The organism is Butyrivibrio sp. XB500-5 (genome assembly GCF_003625505.1).
GTDB lineage: Bacteria > Bacillota > Clostridia > Lachnospirales > Lachnospiraceae > Butyrivibrio.
This window is the reverse complement of the sequence record NZ_RAIS01000003.1, coordinates 131,300-150,965: the sequence shown is the minus strand read 5'-3', so window position 1 is coordinate 150,965 and position 19,666 is coordinate 131,300. Positions and strand designations below refer to the sequence as shown.

The 19,666-nt window shown below is 41.4% G+C and carries 19 protein-coding genes; 3 read left to right on the top strand and 16 right to left on the bottom strand.

What is annotated here, in order from left to right; genetic code table 11:
* Nucleotides 1-74 precede the first annotated feature (74 nt).
* Complete coding sequence (locus tag D6856_RS15450; protein ID WP_158588856.1) at nucleotides 75-1,442, bottom strand: ElyC/SanA/YdcF family protein; 1,368 nt, start codon at nucleotides 1,440-1,442, stop codon at nucleotides 75-77.
* Nucleotides 1,443-1,614: 172 nt separating this feature from the next.
* Here D6856_RS15450 and D6856_RS07155 point away from each other — a divergent pair, with 172 nt between their 5' ends.
* Nucleotides 1,615-2,988: a right-handed parallel beta-helix repeat-containing protein gene (locus D6856_RS07155; RefSeq protein WP_147367813.1), complete on the top strand. Its 1,374-nt coding sequence runs from the start codon at nucleotides 1,615-1,617 to the stop codon at nucleotides 2,986-2,988.
* An 86-nt stretch (nucleotides 2,989-3,074) separates the two neighbouring features.
* On the opposite strand, the gene D6856_RS07150 is transcribed toward D6856_RS07155, so the two are convergent.
* The 5 genes from D6856_RS07150 to D6856_RS07130 all read right to left on the bottom strand — a co-directional run bounded on the left by D6856_RS07150 (nucleotide 3,075) and on the right by D6856_RS07130 (nucleotide 7,091).
* Entirely contained in the window at nucleotides 3,075-4,346 is a 1,272-nt protein-coding gene (locus tag D6856_RS07150; protein WP_120686331.1) for a HipA domain-containing protein, read from the bottom strand.
* Nucleotide 4,347: 1 nt separating this feature from the next.
* The gene (locus D6856_RS07145; RefSeq protein ID WP_092248570.1) at nucleotides 4,348-4,560 is read right to left on the bottom strand and encodes a helix-turn-helix domain-containing protein; all 213 of its coding nucleotides are present in this window, start codon (nucleotides 4,558-4,560) and stop codon (nucleotides 4,348-4,350) included.
* 218 nt (nucleotides 4,561-4,778) lie between these two features.
* Complete coding sequence (locus D6856_RS07140) at nucleotides 4,779-5,078, bottom strand: STAS domain-containing protein (RefSeq protein WP_092248573.1); 300 nt, start codon at nucleotides 5,076-5,078, stop codon at nucleotides 4,779-4,781.
* A 42-nt stretch (nucleotides 5,079-5,120) separates the two neighbouring features.
* Nucleotides 5,121-5,546 carry an ATP-binding protein gene (locus D6856_RS07135; protein WP_243114048.1) on the bottom strand — a complete coding sequence of 142 codons (426 nt, stop codon included), beginning with the start codon at nucleotides 5,544-5,546 and terminating at the stop codon, nucleotides 5,121-5,123.
* Between the two features lie 24 nt (nucleotides 5,547-5,570).
* A complete protein-coding gene (locus D6856_RS07130) occupies nucleotides 5,571-7,091 on the bottom strand; it encodes a PP2C family protein-serine/threonine phosphatase (RefSeq protein WP_120686330.1) in 1,521 nt (506 codons plus the stop codon).
* A 183-nt stretch (nucleotides 7,092-7,274) separates the two neighbouring features.
* Here D6856_RS07130 and D6856_RS07125 point away from each other — a divergent pair, with 183 nt between their 5' ends.
* Nucleotides 7,275-8,774, top strand: a complete 1,500-nt coding sequence (locus D6856_RS07125) for an alanine/glycine:cation symporter family protein (RefSeq protein WP_120657340.1) — start codon at nucleotides 7,275-7,277, stop codon at nucleotides 8,772-8,774.
* Between the two features lie 68 nt (nucleotides 8,775-8,842).
* On the opposite strand, the gene D6856_RS07120 is transcribed toward D6856_RS07125, so the two are convergent.
* The 4 genes from D6856_RS07120 to D6856_RS07105 all read right to left on the bottom strand — a co-directional run bounded on the left by D6856_RS07120 (nucleotide 8,843) and on the right by D6856_RS07105 (nucleotide 12,706).
* Nucleotides 8,843-9,493: a class I SAM-dependent methyltransferase gene (locus D6856_RS07120; RefSeq protein ID WP_120686329.1), complete on the bottom strand. Its 651-nt coding sequence runs from the start codon at nucleotides 9,491-9,493 to the stop codon at nucleotides 8,843-8,845.
* A gap of 56 nt (nucleotides 9,494-9,549) precedes the next feature.
* Complete coding sequence (locus tag D6856_RS07115; protein WP_120686328.1) at nucleotides 9,550-10,857, bottom strand: GGDEF domain-containing protein; 1,308 nt, start codon at nucleotides 10,855-10,857, stop codon at nucleotides 9,550-9,552.
* A 113-nt stretch (nucleotides 10,858-10,970) separates the two neighbouring features.
* Nucleotides 10,971-11,822, bottom strand: a complete 852-nt coding sequence (locus D6856_RS07110; RefSeq protein WP_120686327.1) for a class I SAM-dependent methyltransferase — start codon at nucleotides 11,820-11,822, stop codon at nucleotides 10,971-10,973.
* Nucleotides 11,823-11,887: 65 nt separating this feature from the next.
* Entirely contained in the window at nucleotides 11,888-12,706 is an 819-nt protein-coding gene (locus D6856_RS07105) for an EFR1 family ferrodoxin (protein ID WP_120686326.1), read from the bottom strand.
* A 151-nt stretch (nucleotides 12,707-12,857) separates the two neighbouring features.
* On the opposite strand from D6856_RS07105, the gene D6856_RS07100 reads away from it, so the two are divergent.
* Nucleotides 12,858-13,409, top strand: a complete 552-nt coding sequence (locus D6856_RS07100) for a TetR/AcrR family transcriptional regulator (protein WP_120686325.1) — start codon at nucleotides 12,858-12,860, stop codon at nucleotides 13,407-13,409.
* Between the two features lie 41 nt (nucleotides 13,410-13,450).
* Here D6856_RS07100 and D6856_RS07095 read toward each other — a convergent pair whose 3' ends face one another.
* From D6856_RS07095 to D6856_RS07070, 6 genes are all read right to left on the bottom strand, one after another.
* Entirely contained in the window at nucleotides 13,451-14,083 is a 633-nt protein-coding gene (locus tag D6856_RS07095; protein WP_120686324.1) for a helix-turn-helix domain-containing protein, read from the bottom strand.
* Between the two features lie 599 nt (nucleotides 14,084-14,682).
* Nucleotides 14,683-15,615 carry a M14 family metallopeptidase gene (locus D6856_RS07090; RefSeq protein ID WP_120686323.1) on the bottom strand — a complete coding sequence of 311 codons (933 nt, stop codon included), beginning with the start codon at nucleotides 15,613-15,615 and terminating at the stop codon, nucleotides 14,683-14,685.
* Nucleotides 15,615-16,589 carry a M14 family metallopeptidase gene (locus D6856_RS07085; protein WP_120686322.1) on the bottom strand — a complete coding sequence of 325 codons (975 nt, stop codon included), beginning with the start codon at nucleotides 16,587-16,589 and terminating at the stop codon, nucleotides 15,615-15,617. The genes D6856_RS07090 and D6856_RS07085 overlap by 1 nt, the downstream gene beginning before the upstream one ends.
* Nucleotides 16,582-17,376: a transglutaminase-like domain-containing protein gene (locus tag D6856_RS07080; protein ID WP_120686321.1), complete on the bottom strand. Its 795-nt coding sequence runs from the start codon at nucleotides 17,374-17,376 to the stop codon at nucleotides 16,582-16,584. Before D6856_RS07080 ends, D6856_RS07085 begins: the two co-directional genes overlap by 8 nt.
* Nucleotides 17,373-18,047, bottom strand: a complete 675-nt coding sequence (locus D6856_RS07075) for an alpha-E domain-containing protein (RefSeq protein ID WP_120686320.1) — start codon at nucleotides 18,045-18,047, stop codon at nucleotides 17,373-17,375. Before D6856_RS07075 ends, D6856_RS07080 begins: the two co-directional genes overlap by 4 nt.
* On the bottom strand, nucleotides 18,029-19,387 hold the full coding sequence (locus D6856_RS07070) for a circularly permuted type 2 ATP-grasp protein (protein WP_330544061.1): 1,359 nt from the start codon (nucleotides 19,385-19,387) through the stop codon (nucleotides 18,029-18,031). Before D6856_RS07070 ends, D6856_RS07075 begins: the two co-directional genes overlap by 19 nt.
* Nucleotides 19,388-19,666 lie beyond the last annotated feature (279 nt).

Genomic DNA, 19,666 nt, shown 5'->3' with positions numbered 1-19,666 from the left:
AATTTGCAATTCATTTGCAATTTACAATAATAGCACTTCTTCGCAGAAGATGTCAATTAAAAGAACTTTCTTTATCACATGTCTCTAATATAAAACTCGACCATTCCGAAAAATTCCCTCACAACATAATGAATTCCGACGGGCAAAAGAGTCGTTGCGGGAACGGCTTCGGCATTTTCAAAGCCTACTTTCTTGGCAATGGAAAGCGCCCTATGCTCATGGAAGCTGTTAGTAACTATGCCGACGCGGGCCGTGGGATCTCCTATTATCTCAAGACTGAACTTAAGATTTTCATGAGTGTCGGTCGACTTTTCCTCCAAAAAGATCCTGCTCTCATCGATACCGTAATCCCTTACGAGCACTCTTTTTGCACACTCAGCCTCGCTTATCTGCTCATACTCTCCCTGTCCGCCGGATGCGATGACTATAGTCTTTTCGTTTTCCGACAGGTATTCGCCGGCTCTTTTTATCCTTACTCTGTAAGGGTTACTAGGTTCTGTTCCGTTAAGTCCCGCACCGAGAACGATCACATAATCAAGATTTCTCTCGGGTATCGCAGTCATATCATCCACGATCTTAGCTTCCGTTATTAAAAAGAAAACAATAAATGCGGTGGCCGCAACCCTGTATATCCATGTGATCACCATCGGAACCTCGAATTTCTCTGTTCCGTTAATCCTTGCTATGAGCATCTTTATCCTGGCAAAAGAAAATACGGCGATAAGAATCCACAGCCAAACCCATGAAAGGAGCAATCCGCCTCCGTAGGCAATGCATGTAAAGAAATACAGAACAGACCATATAAATATAAGGAAATAGATGTACATTACTATCTTAACGTACGTGATCTTTCCCATTCCGGCGTATCTGCTTACTCTGCTTTTGTAATCGATATATTCCTTGCCAAAAGAGCTTTCTAAGAATTTTTCTTCTCTTAATATCTGAAGATGAAACATGATCATCGCAAATAAGGTCACAGCAAGAAGCACCGGATTAAAGTACATAAGAAGAATTCCTATGTAAACAAGATCAAAGCCCAGAAATGCAGGGTTTCTTGAGTAGTTATAAATCCCGTTTGTGACGAGATTTCTTTTTTCCTTGTCATCTTCCGCTACGCCCGCTCTCCAGCTGTCTCTCATGGTATACACGGCAATCCCGAACACTGTGACACCGACAACCGCGAAGTAAACTCCGAAAATTCTGCACATAAAAGAAAGCTGCGATTTCCCGATTATTATCGATATCAGTTCGGTTATAGGCGCAAGTACTGTCGCAATCTTCATAAGAAGCTCTGTGTAGAAGCCTTTATCACGCTTTTTTCCCTTGGCGATCTGATCGGTCACTATCCCTTTATTTTTCTGGATAAGCATCTTTATAAAATAAATACCGTAAAAAAGGAGCATGAAAAATATTGCAATAATTTGATATATTCTGTTAGTCATTTCACACCTCGTTCTATGCTTATTATATAATATCGCGCGTACTCCGGCGATTATTTATGTAACTTTTGTTTATATCTTTTTTATTTTTTAGTCACTTTTTGTGCACTTCCGTATGTTATGGTTTATATCATAGTAACTGAAAACTTAGCAAAAAACATCAGAAAGGGGAATAATGATGAAAAAAAATGCGGGTTATGTTGTTTCTAGCCTTATGATAGCAGGTTTTGCATTTATGTGTTCAACCGGTTTTTGTTGTAAGGCAAGTGCAGCCGCAGAAAACGGAAACACAATCAAAGTAGGTAGTGACGCTTCTACCATCGCGGAAGCCATTGACAAGGCTTCAAACGGGGATACGATCGTAATCCCCAAGGGAAATTATTCCGAACAGTTAAAGATTGAAAAGGATGGAGTAAAACTTGTAGGTGAAGAAGGTGCTATTCTTAACGGTGCAGGCTTAACACCGACAAAAGACGATTACGCAATGATCAATGTTCATGCCAAGAACGTTTCCATCTCAGGTCTTGAGATCACAGGTCTTAGTCAGGATCATCCTTCAATGGACGTTAAGCCCATGGGTATCTATGTAGACGCAGGTTCAGACGGAATCTCAATCTCAAAATGTAAGATTCATGACATGGGTGTTAAGTACACTGAGGAATCCGAGTACTACAATGCACACGGAATCCTTGTATATGGTCAGCCCGAATCACCTGTAAACGGAGTTTCAATCACAGGAAACGAAATCTATAACATGACGCTCGGTAACAGTGAAGCGCTTGTAGTTAACGGTAACGTAGGTAACTTCGATATTTCCGGCAACTACGTGCACAACTGTGACAATATCGGAATCGATGCTATCGGCTATGAGCGTACCGATCCCGAGACAGGCGAGCTCCTTTTACTTGAGAGCGACAGAGCTCACGACGGAAAGATCCACGATAATACCGTTGTTGGAATTTCATCCGCAAAGAACATGACTTACTTTGGCGATGCTTGCGCGGACGGAATCTATGTTGACGGCGGAAAAGACATTGATATCTTCAATAACTACGTATCAGACAGTGATATCGGTATCGAGATCGCTACAGAGCATCACGGAACCGCTACAACAGGAATCGAAGTGTACAACAACACTCTTGTAGAAAACAATAATCTTGCCGGCATCGTTATCGGTGGTTGCAATCCCGAAGAAAACGGTGAGGCAAAGGCTTGCCATATCTACAACAACACTGTTTTGAACACAGACAATACATGTATCACTATTCAGAATGCACACGATGAAGAAAACGTAATAGAGAAAAACATCTTCATCGCAGCTAACGAAGCTGAGGTTTACTATGAGGAATGCGGAGACAACAGTAAAGGAAACACTATAAGAAACAACGCATCCAATCAGAAGCTGAAAGTCGGTGAGGACAATATTACCTTTAAGCTCATCGGAGTTTCAACCGAGAACAACGCTATCAGACTTGAATCTACAGAAGAACTCAAGGGACTTGGCGCAGACTCAACTAAGGTAATCCCTATGGATTTTAACGAAGACTGATATTGAGGTCTTGGGGTTAAGATAAGTAAAAGAAGTCCTATGACTTTGCAAACATCCTTGCGAAAGTCATAGGACTTTTTGTAATTTTACTTAAGCTGAGAATATCCTCCGGTTTTTAAGATATCGTTCTTAAGCTTTTTTGCTGCGACAAAGCCGCTATTAGTCAGGCTTTCTGCAGCTTCTTTGAGCGATTTCTCAAATCTATCCGACAATCTGTCAAAAGTTGTCTCTACAACTCTATTACTCAAACCGACATCTTCAGCTGATTTAATGAAGCTATCTCTGTTTATATTATTGATATCAAGCTCTCCTCCGATATAAAAAGACATCTCCGGAATCGAATTGTACACTCTCGTAGAAACAATATCATAAGCGGGCGAAAGTCTCACCGACTTAAGGTCGGGAGAGTATAAAAGAGCATAGTTCTTCAAGTGGCAATCTGTATTACCTATGAGGAAATTAAAAATTATACGCTCAAGAAGCTTGCTCTGATCTTCGATAGGATTTGATGAATGCTTTTTGATAAGATCAAACATCTTCTTCATATATCCAATAGATTGCTTCTCATACTTATCCTCGGCTGCAATTCCCATGGCCTGAGCAAAGTCTTCCTGGTGGAGCCTCAGCGGTACAAGAAGACCATCTATTTCTTTTACTCCGTTTAAATCTCTGTCATATCTCTTTGTTGCATAGAGTACATCACTGTCTTCTCCGCCTCCTACGTTTACAATAAAGCTCTCCGGAACATCTATACCTATATTCTTGGCGGTAAGCATGCAAAGCTGCTCATTTAATACTATACGATCGAGTCTTACATGGCTCTGCTTGACTATATGTGTACTCGGCGCATCTCCTTTTGGAAGATACCACTTGCCTTTGGGATCATAGTAAAGCCCCACCTTACCTGAAGCTCCCGTAAGCGAAAGATGTGTTTCCATAAGTATCTGAGTCGATCTCGTTGCACCTTCTGCCGCAAGCGATTTAACCTGAGCCTTGGTCAGTTTCTCATAATGAGCGTCACTTAAAACACCACCCTCTGCAATCTTGATCGCGCCAAGGCATTCTCTTCCAAGTCCCGCCAAAATAGATAGGTAATCCTTCTCATCGGTCTTTATCCAATCTGCAACAGCACGTCTTGAAAAGCCCTCCGGAAGGAGACTTTCAAAAAAGGTTCTCGTATTTTCAGCAGTAAAACTTTCTTCCTGAAAAGGAAGCGAAATTGATATCGGCGCGCCATAAGAAGCGTTCATAAATTCACTGTCATATTTAAAAGTCGAATCGGTATAGGCTTCGCCTGTAATATTTCCGACGAGCGTCTGCTCTCCGTTTATTTCAATGTATACTCCAAGATTTCTCATATCATCCTCTTTCATTAAGTTCTATATCAAGCCCCAGAAGATTGGCAATAAGAAGCGCCTTTCCAAGCTCAATTGTCTTCTTTCCGTTTTCAAGATCCGAAAGAAACGTCACGGATATCCCCGTAAAATCAGATATGTACTTCTGTGTATATCCAAGCTTCTTGCGTCTGTCTCTGATTGCTTTTCCAAATGTTTTTGTATCGCTGATCTTCATATACTTTCCCCTCGTAAATGTGCTTTCTCCAAATTATGCCGTACGGCATAATTCGATCGCGCTAGGCATAAATTTAGCCGTACGGCTAAATTTTATATTAATTATTATAAATTTAGCCGTACGGCTAAGTCAAGGCTATATTATTTTTTCGAATCCTTTTATCCTTTATAATTCCAAGTTTATCAGCCATGCGGTGCTACTCCTATAAAAAGGACCTGTCACTGAATCGTAAGGATATCCGAAAATCCCGTAACTTCAAATATCTCTTTTATCTCTTCGGCTGCGTTTGTAACAACCATGCTCCCCTGCTTGTTCATGATCTTCTGCGCGGAAAGAAGAACGCGTAGTCCCGCACTTGAAATATAATCAAGCTTGGCAAGATCGAAAGTAAGATTATCCACGCCATCCAATGAGCTCTGAACCTCGATCTCAAGCTGCGGAGAAGTCGTTGTATCAAGGCGTCCCTCCAGCGAGATCTTCATATTGCCATTATCCTTTATTTTTTCGATGTTAAGCATAATGTTGTCCCTCCTTATCGTCAGCCCCGCTCATTGAATGCTCTATATCCGCTTGTATATCGTGTTTATATTTCGTAAATCTTTGTATTCGTATCTGAAATCGTCCATCAGCGTTTTCACCATATAGATACCAAGTCCCCCGACAGATCTTTTATCCGCGGGTAATGTGATATCGGGATTGGTCTTTTTTAGCGGATCGTAAGGGATTCCTTGGTCGGCAAAAGATATTTCTACCGCACGTTCTTTTTCTATAAATTTAAATCTAACTTCCGCAAGACCTATCTCACCGGGATACGCGAAATGTGCGATGTTGACGAACAACTCCTCGACTGCTGTCCGGATTTGATTTTGACTCTTTTTAGGACAAGAAATTTTTTCCAGCTTGGAATCTATGAACTTCATAACATTCGGCAGTTTTTCCACCGTCGCTTCAACTGTAAGCATATTGTCTTTTTCATTAATTATCATGTCACTACTTTCTTTCGAAGCTCATCATTTCCCGTAATATGTCATGTATAGCATGGTTATGTCATCAAGCTGCTCAGCACCGCCCACATATTCATCGATGCCGACCATGACGTTTTCAATGGCGACCTTGGGATTGGCCACAGGGAATCTGTTCATTATCTCAAGCATTCGGTCATTTCCAAGAAGCTCATTGCCCTCATTAATGGCCTCCGGGAATCCGTTCGTATAGACGAATATGCTGTCTCCCGGTTCCATCTTGAAATTGTGCGGAACAAACTTGGTATTTTCCATTACCGCCACAGGAAGTGAATGCTTATATTTTACAAATTCATACTCGCCGCCTGCATGCCTTATAACCGGATGCTTGTGTCCTGCATTGACAGATATACTCTCACCGCTGGTAAGATCGATAACTCCGATCCACACCGTCACAAAGAAGCCCATCTTATTGTCTTCGCACAGCCTGTTATTTACCTCATATAAAGTATCAGCGGGAGACATACCCGAAGTAAGAGCATTCTTTATAAGTTTTTTTGCCATCACCATAAACAATGCCGCCGGTATGCCTTTTCCGGAAACATCTGCAATGGCCAGTCCAAGGTGATCCTCGTCAATCATAAAATAATCATAGAAGTCGCCGCCCACCTCTTTTGCAGGCTTCATGTATGCGTACAGATCAAAATCTTTTCTCTCGGGCATATACGGATAAACCTTTGGCATGGCATCTTCCTGTATTTCCGCAGCAAGTGCCATATCTCTGGATGCCGCCACCATCTCACGGCCCTCGGAAACGTTGAGAATGCAGTACATAAGCATCAAAGTAATCATAAATAAGGCAGGTCCGAGCGAAAGTCCGTATACAACAATAGTTATAATGCCAACAAGCATCGGAGCCAGCACATACATAAAAAATGCAAAGACCTGATATCTTTCAAGGAGCTTACGCTCAAGAACAACCACTACAAGCGCAGCTATAACGGTGAAATAGGAATAGACCATAGAGATCGGATAGAGCGCGCTTCTTGCATAGACGCCGTCTTGCCCGACAGTAAAATAGATTCCGGTAAAAATATTTATGATCCTGACCGCAATGGCCACATAGGCGCCGATACTAACGATCAAAAAGAGCTTTTTTACCAGATTTTTTCTAATTTTCAAATATGTCATCGTGTACATCCAAAAGAACAGTGCCTCTATAGGAGCACACAGATAGTACAATGTATTGTCCAAAATATTGAGGTATCTGAGAGACGGGATTCCGTCAACAAGCCATGCACAGCCGTCCGTAAAGAGTTGAATAAACACAACATTAATAAGGGCCATCATGTACTTTATATCAGCACCCGTCTTTTGAAGGTCGATAAGGCAACAGACATAGAGAGTACAGCCCAACATCATTCCCACAAAGTCCGCGCCGATATTGATAAGATATATCGGTCTGAGCGTGTTTATCCCTCTGTAGAAAACAAGCTGAGCCATTACCAAAGTCAAAACAAAATATAGAATTGATACGACTATTAACCTTTTCTTTTTTGATTTGCTCATATTATCATTATATCGTATATTGTTTTGATGAATTATTAAATTTTTCTGTTCTTTTTGTATTGAGTATGATAATATAAGTTATTGAAACGACGGTGTTTCATGGATAACATGAGGCACCGTTTTTGTTTTATACGGTTAATGCCCCTCTATATGGGCAAAAATATCTTTTTTACCGGAGGTTGTATGAACAGTTTTTTATCATCAGTTGAACAGATAAACAGTGCCGTTAACGGCTTTGTTTGGGGACTACCCATGCTGGTTCTTTTGGTCGGCACGGGAATACTTATGACCGTCCTTACACGTTTTTTCCAGGTTAGTCACTTTAAGCACTGGGTAAAAAACACTATCGGCGGAATATTTAAGGATAAAAAAGTAACGGCGCACACGGGAAGTGAAGACACTCAGATCTCACAGTTCCAGAGCCTTTGTACCGCTCTTGCCGCTACTATCGGAACAGGTAACATCGCAGGTGTTGCAGCTGCCATCGTTTCGGGCGGCCCGGGAGCCATTTTCTGGATGTGGGTCGTTGCTTTCTTTGGAATGATGACGAATTATTCGGAGAACGTACTCGGAATTTTCTATCGCCGCAGAAACAGCAGAAATGAATGGTGCGGCGGAGCTATGTATTACTTAAAGGACGGACTCGGATCCAAGAAGGGATGCAGACATATCGGAACAGCTCTTGCGTTTATGTTCAGTTTCTTTTGCGTATTTGCCTCATTCGGCATCGGTAACATGAGCCAGATCAACTCGATCGCGCTTAACATGCACAGCGCATTCGGCATTCCCACTTTGATAAGCGGAATCGTACTTATGGCACTTGCGGGCATGGTTATCGTCGGCGGCCTTAAGAGAATCGCATCCGTAACGGAAAAGCTCGTTCCCTTCATGGCTGTTATATATATCGTCGGTGCACTCATCGTATGCATCTGCAACGTTGATCAATTCGGAGCCGTTTTCTCAGCAATATTCCGCGGCGCTTTCGGATTTAAAGCTGTCGGCGGCGGCATCGTGGGAAGCGGTGTTGCAATGGCAATGCAGTGGGGAATGAAGCGAGGCGTCTTTTCCAATGAGGCGGGTCTTGGTTCTTCCGTAATGGTTCACTCAAGCTCAAACGTAAGAGAGCCCGTTGTTCAGGGAATGTGGGGCATCTTCGAGGTATTTGCCGACACCATCATCGTCTGCACGATCACTGCATTTGCGGTTCTTTCAAGCGGACTTGTCGATCTTAATACAGGAAAAGTGCTTTCGGAGCAGGTTTCCACAGCTCTTGTTGCAGAAGCTTTTTCAACGATATTCGGAAGATTCGGCTCGGCGTTTATCGCGATCGCAATCCTGTTCTTTGCTTTCTCAACAGTACTTGGCTGGAGCCAGTACGGAAGCAAGGGCTTTGAATATCTCTTCGGCACCAAGAGCACCAAGTTATATCAGATCATTTTCGTAATATTCATCCTGATCGGCGCAACCATGGATCTTACGCTCGCTTGGGATCTTTCGGATACACTTAACGGCCTTATGGCTATCCCGAACCTTATCGGTGTGATCGCGCTCAGCGGCACGGTTGTTAAGATAACCAAGAACTACGTTGACAGAAAGCTTAGACACAAAAACGTTAAGCCTATGCTCTCTGCCATCGGCAAGATTCAGGAGATTCACGAAAGCGAGATTGAGTCGGCTTCTTGATTCTTCGCAATAATCGAATACATAATAAAAAGCCTCAATCTTCAGATATTTGAAGATTGAGGCTTATTTTATTTGCTTGCTTTAAGCGTATATGTTTTATCCCAGTTCTTAAGAACATCCACAGAAGAAAAGCCTGCTGCCAGAAGAGCCTCTTTTTCGTGCTCCACCGTAAGCGGCGTATCGAAGTGATAGAATTCGCCATCCGGAAGATTAAGCTCTTTTCTGATCTTAAAAAGCTCCTGCCTTAGTGAAGCCTCTTCCTCATCGGACTTTGAAAAACAATCCGTAAGGATGAAATATCCCTTGGAAGTCAGCGCTTTGCATAATCTCGTATACAGCGGTATCTTCTCCTCTTTGGTGAAATGGTGCAGCGATTCAACCGATACGGCTGCGTCATATTTATCTTCACCAAACGGCTCATCAAAATATGAACCGCATATCAGTGTAATATCTTTCCCCGGGAATTTAGCTTTTAGCGCATCAAGCATCGACTTTGTGAGGTCGATTCCCGTAACCTTGGCGCCGGGATTCATTTCAAAAAATTCTTCAAGCTCAAGGCCCGTTCCGCAGCCAAGATCAAGTACGTTCGCTCCTTCCGGCTTTGGCAAAAGCGATGCCGTGTAACCGTAGAATACATCAGCACCTTCTATATTGCTCTTCATGTGCTCGTCATATCCGTCAACGCGAGCAGTGAAGAAATTGTCCATTTTTTCAAGCATTGTTCATCCGGTCCTTTTGTGTCTTAATATTTTGTCTTTATTCTTATATCTTTTTCTTATACCAATGTGACAGTATTTCTGCCGTTTTCTTTTGACAGATACATTGCCTTGTCCATGCGGTCAAATGCATCTTCAAAAGTATCCTCGTCTTTAACCTGCGTCACCCCGATAGAGCATGTCACATGCCCGATCTTCGGAAATTCCGTAGCTTCAACTTTTTTCCGTAGTTCATCGGCGATTGTATACAGCTCATCTCCGGTTTTGTTGTTGTAAACTATTACAAACTCTTCGCCGCCCCATCTGCCGACAGCTGCTTCTTTCTCAGCCACAAAGTCTTTTAACAAATCTGCAAGTGACTTAAGCACAGTATCTCCGGCGGAATGTCCGTAAGTATCGTTGACTTTTTTGAAAAAATCAAGATCAAGCATCATCATTGCTACGTTTATGCCACTTCGATGGTACTTATCTATGCTGTTATTTATCTCAGCCTTTATGCTGCCCTGATTTAGGAGCTCCGTAAGAGTGTCGTTCTGGGCGAGCTTCTCGTACTTCTTAAGCTCAGACATAAGCTGCATTGAAGAATCGTGAATATTCTGCACCATGAACACAAATCTGAAATCCTCTTCGGTACTTGTCATAGCTCTGCTGAAGATCAGTTTTACCCATATATACTTGCCTTCGAGGTTCTGCATCTGGCAGTCAAAAGAGGTCGTGCGGCCGCGATCGAGATGTGTTCTCAAATATTCGGGATCCGTGATCTTAAGGAACTGCTCCTTATCCTCAGGCCAGATCATGTTCACCGTCATCATGCGCCAGTCGGAATACTTAATATCCGCGTTTATAACTTCTTCCGAAACCTCTGTGACACTTATGCTGCTGGTCGTATCGTTAACAAGGTCAACATACATGGAAAAAAGAAATGTATTCTGGATCGTAGTGTTTACCTTACCGGAAGTCATGTACTCCTGAACGTATTCATCGTACAGTTCATCCATGATGTAAACATACTTCGTTGTATCTTTTATCGGATAAACAGTCATCTGAAGGACGGTAGGCGTATCGCTCCTCTTCGGATAAACCTTTATCTTCCTACTGTACTTACCTTTGAATTTGCCATAGTAAGACACAAAGGCATTGTATTCTTCCGATACCTTCTCATTGGATTTAGCGATATGGAACCAGAGCTTTTGAATAAGATCGTCATAGCTTCCGGTCTCTTCTACGAAATCCGCAAAATCATTATTGCGCGCAAGAACTCTGTACTTATTGACCGCCGTATCTGCAAGGATCACGATAGCCACATTCTCCTGCAATAATCCAAAAATGTCTTGTAACGTGTAGTTCTCCAATGATTTATCTGACATACTATTCACCCGCTCGTCCATGAAGTTGTTTGGTGTATATGTTATAAGTTTAATTATACTTTTGTGCTTATTATTTAGTCAATTTATGTATTACTCTCTCCTTTAATAAATCGTCAGTTCTTTCTAATGTACCAGCTATAGCCGCTAAAGATAAGTCCCCTATCTTTATTATCAAATATGGGCAAAAGAGATTTCGTCATCCACTCTTTTGCTTCTTCTGCGCTGATTGTTCCGCTCTCAATCTGCGTATTCACATTAGACTGGATCAGCATGAAATCAACGAATTCCTCAATTGTAAAAGAATAAACCATGTCATATTCGGTCTGTTTTTCCATGGTAAAGCCTTTAGGAAGGTCTTCCTGCTTCCACTTATTTTCTTTTCTTGGTGGCTTGGGAAACCTAGTCAGATACTCATCGTTGTACCAGCGTGTGTATGCGCCGTTTTCAGCGGTTTGTGAGAACATGGCTCCGCTTTCGAGCTTTGGGGAAACATTCAGTCCGCTCTCGGGCATTATATGCTTCGCCATGCGATTCGTTATTCCAAAATCGTAGATGACTAAAAGTCCTCCGTCTTCCATGACATCTGACATATTTGCCATAAATATCTTTTCATCGACCCAGTTTATGCAACCTGCGGCAGTCACGATATCATATTTTTCTTTGGTAAGCCTTGTCTCTTCGGCCTTGGCGGTGTAGAAGGAGTAGGCGTTGTTATCTCCGTAGAGTTCTTTGCACGCTTCTACCATAGTATCCGCGATATCGGTTCCTGTTACTTTATCACAGATAAGCTTTAACGCCTTGGTTGAAAGTCCCGCGCCGCAACCGACGTCCAGACCATTCTTGAATATATGGTCCGGTGCAATATCGCAATCTCTTTTTAATTGTTCTATTACTGACTTGTGAAGCCATGGCCTCTTGGTATATCCCATAGCTATACGTTTTGAATCAAAAGATTTGCTGTTCATTGTTATTCTCTTTCCTTTTCTTAAGCATTTCTTCTATATGTCATCAGATTATCTTTTATGGTCCATTATACCATCAGGTCACGTGCATTGATATGCGGGTTGTGGTAACGCTTTCTTTTATCGGGCAAGCCAAGCAGCTTTGTCATAAGTGTTCCTAATTCATCATATGCTTTAGGTCTTTTGAACTGTATCGCTTTGGTGGGGCAATAGACCACGCAAGCGTTGCAACCGTTACAATTATGATTCCATTTAGGGCGGCCGTCTTCGATCGCAATATTCTTATTAGGACACACCTTCTCGCAGGTTGAGCAGCCGATGCATCTTTTGTCTGTAAAAAAGCCTTTGTCGTATTCATGCTCAATATTAAGATACGGAACCATAAGCTTTGGGAACAGTTTTCGTGTTATGAAAGACATATGCGGATACTTTCTGAATTTCATTTCCGATATCTCGCGTGCTGTCTTTAGCATATTTTTTTCCATCAAAGGAAGCATGAGCTTTTCAGGCGGAAAAGGCGGATACGCTATGCACTGGCTTGCGACGCACCTGATCGCACGGGAATAGCTCAGATGAGCACCTTTCGTAGAAAGAATATCCTCGACAGTTTCAAATGCTTTTCCGTGAACAGCTATGTACGTGGCCACCATAAAAATATAGCCATTGGGGTTTACGGAAAGCCCAGAGATAAACTCTTTCATCCTTCCGGGTATGTCCCATTCGTAAACCGGGCAGACAAAGCCTATAATGTCTGCATCCTCAGCGCTGTATCCCGAAGGATCTTTTCTCACATTGACAATGGTGGTGTCTTTAAGTACCTCTGCTATTACTTTTGCCGCACGCAAGCTGTTTCCCGTTCCGCTGAAGCAGTAAATGATTTTTTTCATGATTATCCTCCTTTATGAGTGACATCAGTATTTCCATTATCCTTTTCTAGAGGTAACACTTGTAACCTCTTCGAGAGTATTATAGAATTATGATGTAGCTCGTATCAATAGAAATAGCTAATGTGTCACACATTCGGGAGATCTGTTACTTATGAATAATACAAACGGAATTATTGCAGAACGTTCTAAGAAAACTATCGCAAATGCTATGCTCAAGGTTATGAAGATATATGATTACAGGGAGATCACAGTGACTCAGATCACGCAGGAAGCTGAAGTTTCCAGAAAGACTTTCTACCGTCATTTCCGTGATAAGGATGAAGTCCTAAAGCACCTGTTTGATTCACTATATAAAGAATGCGTATCAACAATAAAGGACAACGAATTACACCATTACTGGGACGTTGTCCAATGCTTTTTTGATTTTTGGGAAAGTCATGCCAAAATTCTGAACCTGATGAAGCAGAGCAATCTGCTCCCGCAACTGTTTGAGGAGTCCTACGAAAGATCTTTTGAAGTATTCCGTTCCGTGAAATCGGCAGACCTCTCAGAGCAGTACAAGGCTGAACTCCCGTATCTTCTCGCGTACAGCTTGGGCGGAATGAATTCCATGCTCATCAAATGGATAGAAAACGGAATGTCTATTCCTTCATCGACACTGATATCCTGCCTTCGTGAAGGATTCAGTTCAGAAATGCTGTGAGTATTATAGTTTGTATATGTTTATAAATAGCATACTACATCTCACCAAATACCTTCACCATCGCCCAAAACAATAGTCTTGATATTATCATCAATTTCAGAATCACTAAGTCCTTGTTGTATAAGCGGTAGGATCACTTCCCTGCTTTCACGCATATGCGGAAGTAGAGATGCAAGCTTATTGGCTTTATCCTCCATTCCGGCTTTCAGGTATAGAAAGCATAGCGTTGCCCGCATAGTTGATTTCTGTTTTTCGTTCTGTGATATTGGCAAGCCCCTTTCCATAAGCTCAATAGCTTCTTCTGTTTTGCCTTTTAATGCCAATGTGCTCGCCAGTCCAAGGATCATTCCCGGCTTGTTGGGATATATCAAAAGCGCTTCTCGATAGGTCTTTTCCGCCATATCATAATCACCGCTTCTCTGATATCCAATAGCTTTCTTGTGAATATCAAGACGGGTCTTTTCCGCACGGATAGTGTCCATTCCAAGGAGCAGATCAACACTTGTCTCAAATATATTGGCAAGGGCCGGCAAAAATGTAATATCCGGAAAGCTCTCACCTCGCTCCCACTTAGAAACGCTCTGAGCCGTGATTCCAAGAAATTCCGCGACATCTTCTTGCGTTAGGTCTTTTTGCATTCTGTATTTCTTTAAGTTTGTAGGCAAATACATCATCAATTATTCCTCCTGCATTAGAAATTGGCACATGAGTGTGCCAAAGGTATCATCAGAACGTTCTATGACAATGATACCATGAATGCCAGGAATTCCAATGACGTGATAGTTGTGATTAGCTCAACCAACTTTTTACAGTGACATTTGCAGTGACAAATACAGTGACATTCAACTCGCCCAAAATGGACCACTACCCCCGTCCCCCTGGTCCACTTTCAGCACACAAAAAGACTCGGTACAATGTACCGAATCTTCTGAATCTGCGATGCAGATATATCCGGATTACTACGAATCCAAGAGACAGGCTCGAAAATCCTACGGATTTCGGCATTTCTTCATCAAGTTGCTGTTTACCTGTTGTGTACGGTAGAAAGCTCAGGACTACTGTACACACCTGATGGCAACTTTATATCTGTTTTTTTCCAATACCTTTCATCTTTACAAACCGTAATTGTCGTACTCATTTATATTGCGAGATAATCGGTATATACAATTCTGACACAATTCCTATCAAAACCTATTTCCTTCTATTTTATCAGCGTTATATCGTATGTTGTATTCTTGTTTTTAGCATCTACTACAACAAGAATACAACCTCTTTACCAACCTCCCGGTATAAGCTTAAATAAGGCGGTGTTTTTATATGCCATTGGACTGTCATATTCAAACGCTACTACAGCATCTGTTGTAGCTGTTATTGTTTGTATAATCTCTGCTGTATATGGGTCGATTATGTATGCCAATACCTGTCCCTGCATTACGTTATCCCCAGCCTTTACCATGGGATCAAGGATTCCTGCTACATTTGCTCTTATACTTATAAACTTGTCACTTTCAACAACTTTAGATGAAAAACCGGCAAATCCCTGATATTCTATTATTCCTTCTTTTGCAAGAAAGGTAAGTATCGCGTTAACTCCCTGTCTGGCGCTTATCTTGTCGATTTTTTCCGTACTTGAAGTATATATTGAAAATGCATCTGTTTCCCATATCTGCCAATTGTAGTTTAGCGTTGTCGTATCGAAAGGCCTTGGATTATGGAGAACAACAAAGGGTAAACCAAATTTCTTCGCCAGTTCAACATTTTCATTTCCTGTTTTCATCATTCTGATCTGAGGCACAAAATGTCCCGGCATATAGAAGGATGCAAACTGTATTCCATATTTATAGTCTTTTATCTTTTCAAAAATCCCTGCCGCTATTCTCTGTGTCGTCTCGCCTTTATCATAGCCGGGAAACATTCTGTTTATGTCGGTATTATCTATGCTCCAAAAACGCTTCTTAATGTTTACAGAGTAGGGATTACAGCATGGAATGACCATCAGTGTATGGCCATCCTTAATTTTCGCTTCCACTTCAAGTTTTTTTAACTTTTTGACCAAAAGACTACATGAATAAATCTGCTGATATTCATTTCCCCTCATGCTTCCAAGTATGCAGACAGACTTTTCCCCACTTCCAAATTCGTAGCCTTTTACTCTGAAATCATCCCTATATAAACCTTTAAATGAGTATATTATTGTTTCTTTCATTAGCTTTCCCCATTAAGAACTTTTTCCCGGAGTATTCTTCCCATAAGCGATCCCTCTTCCACAACAGGATACTCTCTTACTGTAAATATCATCCCATTCTCCGGAGCTTTGATATCTGCCAGCACATCGCCGGAAAGAGGATCTATTATTTTTCCAACGGATTCTCCACTTCTAACAATAGCTCCATGCTCCTTCTCCTTCATGTATATACCTGAGCATGGCGCATTAAGATAACAGACATCATCTCCGTCTGCATCGTAAGCTACTATTGCTTCTTTGGTTTTGGGAACTTCTCCTTCCCATATCCCTAATTCGCTCATAATAGAAATGATTCCATCCGTTAATTGTTCTCCATAATCTGGTGTAATCCGCATTCCAACCCCCATCTCAACAACAAGTGTGTTGGTTCCCCTGCTGTTAAGTGAATAAGCCAAAGTTGACTCAAGAACCGTACTAGCACCGTGCACCCAGATAAGATCCATATTGGCCTTTTTTGCGATTGGAACTAGTTCCTTTTCGCTTTTCTCATTAATTCTGATCTGCGGAATCTCAGTGAGAAAAATATTGCTGGCGTGAATATCAATGACCAGATCCGCACCTTCTAATTCTTTTACAATCATAGAAGCGGTAAATTCATTCATATCACCGTCAAAGTTCCCCGGAAAAATCCGGTTCATATCAAGATCAAAAGCAGGTATTCCTCTGGTTATGGAATCTATTCCAAAAGGATTCATTCCCGGGTATATATCTACTATGCCTTTAAGGCTCAGCGAATCCCTACGTATTCTTCTGGCAATTTCGTAGCAAACATACTGTCCTTCAAGCTCATCTCCATGTATGCCGGTAACAATGCAGATCCGCTTGCCGATGTTTTCTCCCGAAGGTTCTATTCTGTGCTTTTTTATAACAAATTCCTCATCAACAGGAAGCGGAAATCTCAATACATCCTCGATGTTTTCAATTAGTTCACTCATCCAAAACCTCTTCAACAATTACTTTTATTTCCTGCAGTTGTGTAACGTTCCCTGTAAAAATCCCCTGATTCACCAGACAGTCCGAAAAATCTCTTCCATTAGATATTTTGATATATTCATCATTTACCAGTTTCATATTTGTCGGATCAAATCCTATCCATTTTTTATCATCCCATATCTCTACCCAGGCATGAGAACTGCCCTCTCCCATCATCATGCCAGTAACATATCTGCAGGGAATCTTTTCCATTCTGCAAAGCGATAACATGATGTGGGCATAATCCTGGCATACCCCTGCTCCCTCTGAAAAAGCTTCTTCTGCAGTTGTCTCCATACCAGTACAGCCCTGAACATATTGAAAAGAATCACTTAATCTCTTCATAATATGCAGGGCTTTTTCTGTGGAAGAATGAATCTTGTGCAACTCCAAAGCATCATAAAAGCTGTAAATCTTGCTGCCCGGTCTTGTTATAGAGGTCTGATATCTGTACATGCCAACCTGGTGCAGTTCCTTAGATTTCTCATAATCTGAAAGTCCTGTGGTCGCAATACCTGTTATGTCAAATCCAAAACTGTTATGGTACTCATTGGTATAACCAAAAAGCGTTATATTTCCGTAAGAATCAATGTTTTCACTTGTTATGTGATCTGGGTAAACACTGACTGCCATTTTCTCAATACGCTGCATGTCCGTATCATGAGGTATGCACTTTAGCGTAAAACGGTGATTATTTACAGCCCCGCTAAATGACAGCTTCATATGATACCCAAATTTTAGCGTTTTCATGAATTATCACCCACCAGTTTTTCAACAGATTCAATAAGTGTCTCATAGGGGAGTTCATCAAGCTGAACCAGATAATTAACATGAGCAAGTATCTTGGGACTATATCTCATGGTGCTCTTATCAATCCTATTTGTTAAACGCCTTGCTTCCCTTCTGATTTTTTCAGATGGCTCTTTTAGCCTTGCGTAGAGATCTATTCTCTCGACTAACTTTCCCACTCTTATCATGTTTCTTATTGACGATTCGTCTATAGCATCATCTGCCATTCCCCAGAAAGCTGCTATATTATCTGTCACCTTCTGAAGCCCGATAAGCGGTGCTTTTGAGATAGCTGCCTGATTCATTGCATGGACGGCCAGCTGTATATACGAAAGCGTGTCACTTCCTATTTCTTCCCTAAGAACAATGGCGTTATCATATGCTCTCATCAGATTGGAAAAAATAGAGTTCTCATCCTCTAATGAAAAACAATATCTTTTACTAAAGTCCTCTTTGGATTTATATACATTAGGAATATCCTGACTCTCGCAAAAAGCCTTATACTCCAGATCATCCACATCGATCATTGAGTCAAATCTGGCTTCAAAAATCCTTATGGTGGAATACACTCTTTCTGTGTACCTTCCAAGCCAATATAACCTGTCCGTGTTTTCTACTGAGATAATACCCATGTATCCTTAAATCCTCCTCCCTGCGAAGAATTAACAATAAACGAATCCGGATTTCTCGAAAACCTGGTAAGCCCGCTTTTCCAAACCATTGGCTCGTCTGCCATAAGAACAAAAGCCCTAAGATCCGCCTTTCTTGGAAGGAGCTGACCCTTCTCAATTATGTCAATATCAAGGAAATCAATGACCTCCTGTGCAATGAACCTTCTTGGCTCAGCCTTAAGCATTTCAATGAATTTTCCCTTTTCTTCCCTGGTCATCTTGTTACCAAAAACTACGCCATAGCCTCCTGCCTCAGCCACATCCTTTAAAACCAGATCATCGAAATGCTCCAGAACATACTTCATATCTTCTTCATAGTAGGGAAGATATGTCGGAGCGTTGCTAAGTATAGGTTCTTCTCCCAGATAATAGCTGATCATCTTGGGAACAAAATAATAGATTCCTTTATCATCAGCAACTCCATTACCCGGAGCATTTATAAGTGCAACATTTCCTTTCCTGTAAATATCAAAAATATGAGGAATGCCTATCACCGACTCTCTGTTGAAGTTCATAGGATCTAAGTACTCATCGGAAATCCGTCTGTAGACTGCACCAACTTTCTCTTTTCTTCCTGAATAATCAATGAAGTACAAATGGTCATTCTCCACGATCAGCTCACTTCCGGAAACTAAATGTGCGCCTGTCTTTTCTGCAAGATAGGAATGCTCAAAATATGCAGCGTTATAACGTCCCGGAGTCAGTATTACAGTATGACCTCCAACATTTACGTGATCCATGGTCCGTCTTAACAGCTCAGCATAATTCCTGTTGTCTTCAATATGTTTTCCTTTAAAAAGGTCTGGTGAACTTCTCCTTGATATCTTTCTTGCAATCATTGGGTAAGATGCACCTGAAGGAATTCGAAGATTGTCTTCTAAAATGTACCATTCTCCGTTCTTACCCTGCACAAGATCGATTCCTGAAATATGTGAATAAATACCTTTAGGAGGTCTTATCCCTTCGCACTGCGACAAATACCCACTGCCAGCATATATAAATTCCTCAGGAACAACGCCGTCTTTCACAATCCTCTTTTCGCCATAGATGTCTTCAATAAAAAGATTCAACGCTGTAACTCTTTGTTTCAGCCCCTTTTCAAGATATCCAAATTCCTTATTGTCTATGACCCTGGGAATCATATCGAATGGAAAAAGCTGTTCTTTAAATTCGTTATTCTTATAAATACCGAACTTAACCCCGTACCGCGCCAGCTGCTCGTTAACATCACCGGCTCCAAGATACAGCTCCATATCTTCAACTCGTCCTTTTTTTCCAAAAATATCTGTATATGATGTCATACCTCTGCTTCCTCCCCTGAAGTATTTCGATCATCTGATCGCATTTCCTTGAAATATATGTGGAAAATGAACTAAGCTTGTTTTCATCTATTTTACAAATACACTCCTTGCTATATCACATAAAATATATCCAGATAATGATATGCCAGTTCTTCAGCCTCTTCCCGGACAAAAATGGCGCCTCGGTATAAACCGAAGCGCCATTGCTCCAAAGTTCTTGTAAGATAGGTAAATGAAAAAGAAAAAGTAAAAGGCGCTCTGAAACACTAAGTGAATCAA

Excerpts from the sequence above, each read along its gene's own strand:
- D6856_RS15450 (WP_158588856.1), bottom strand. The coding sequence starts at position 1,442 with ATGACTAACAGAATATATCAAATTATTGCAATATTTTTCATGCTCCTT.
- D6856_RS07155 (WP_147367813.1), top strand. The coding sequence starts at position 1,615 with ATGATGAAAAAAAATGCGGGTTATGTTGTTTCTAGCCTTATGATAGCA.
- D6856_RS07150 (WP_120686331.1), bottom strand. The coding sequence starts at position 4,346 with ATGAGAAATCTTGGAGTATACATTGAAATAAACGGAGAGCAGACGCTC.
- D6856_RS07145 (WP_092248570.1), bottom strand. The coding sequence starts at position 4,560 with ATGAAGATCAGCGATACAAAAACATTTGGAAAAGCAATCAGAGACAGA.
- D6856_RS07140 (WP_092248573.1), bottom strand. The coding sequence starts at position 5,078 with ATGCTTAACATCGAAAAAATAAAGGATAATGGCAATATGAAGATCTCG.
- D6856_RS07135 (WP_243114048.1), bottom strand. The coding sequence starts at position 5,546 with ATGATAATTAATGAAAAAGACAATATGCTTACAGTTGAAGCGACGGTG.
- D6856_RS07130 (WP_120686330.1), bottom strand. The coding sequence starts at position 7,091 with ATGAGCAAATCAAAAAAGAAAAGGTTAATAGTCGTATCAATTCTATAT.
- D6856_RS07125 (WP_120657340.1), top strand. The coding sequence starts at position 7,275 with ATGAACAGTTTTTTATCATCAGTTGAACAGATAAACAGTGCCGTTAAC.
- D6856_RS07120 (WP_120686329.1), bottom strand. The coding sequence starts at position 9,493 with ATGCTTGAAAAAATGGACAATTTCTTCACTGCTCGCGTTGACGGATAT.
- D6856_RS07115 (WP_120686328.1), bottom strand. The coding sequence starts at position 10,857 with ATGTCAGATAAATCATTGGAGAACTACACGTTACAAGACATTTTTGGA.
- D6856_RS07110 (WP_120686327.1), bottom strand. The coding sequence starts at position 11,822 with ATGAACAGCAAATCTTTTGATTCAAAACGTATAGCTATGGGATATACC.
- D6856_RS07105 (WP_120686326.1), bottom strand. The coding sequence starts at position 12,706 with ATGAAAAAAATCATTTACTGCTTCAGCGGAACGGGAAACAGCTTGCGT.
- D6856_RS07100 (WP_120686325.1), top strand. The coding sequence starts at position 12,858 with ATGAATAATACAAACGGAATTATTGCAGAACGTTCTAAGAAAACTATC.
- D6856_RS07095 (WP_120686324.1), bottom strand. The coding sequence starts at position 14,083 with ATGATGTATTTGCCTACAAACTTAAAGAAATACAGAATGCAAAAAGAC.
- D6856_RS07090 (WP_120686323.1), bottom strand. The coding sequence starts at position 15,615 with ATGAAAGAAACAATAATATACTCATTTAAAGGTTTATATAGGGATGAT.
- D6856_RS07085 (WP_120686322.1), bottom strand. The coding sequence starts at position 16,589 with ATGAGTGAACTAATTGAAAACATCGAGGATGTATTGAGATTTCCGCTT.
- D6856_RS07080 (WP_120686321.1), bottom strand. The coding sequence starts at position 17,376 with ATGAAAACGCTAAAATTTGGGTATCATATGAAGCTGTCATTTAGCGGG.
- D6856_RS07075 (WP_120686320.1), bottom strand. The coding sequence starts at position 18,047 with ATGGGTATTATCTCAGTAGAAAACACGGACAGGTTATATTGGCTTGGA.
- D6856_RS07070 (WP_330544061.1), bottom strand. The coding sequence starts at position 19,387 with ATGACATCATATACAGATATTTTTGGAAAAAAAGGACGAGTTGAAGAT.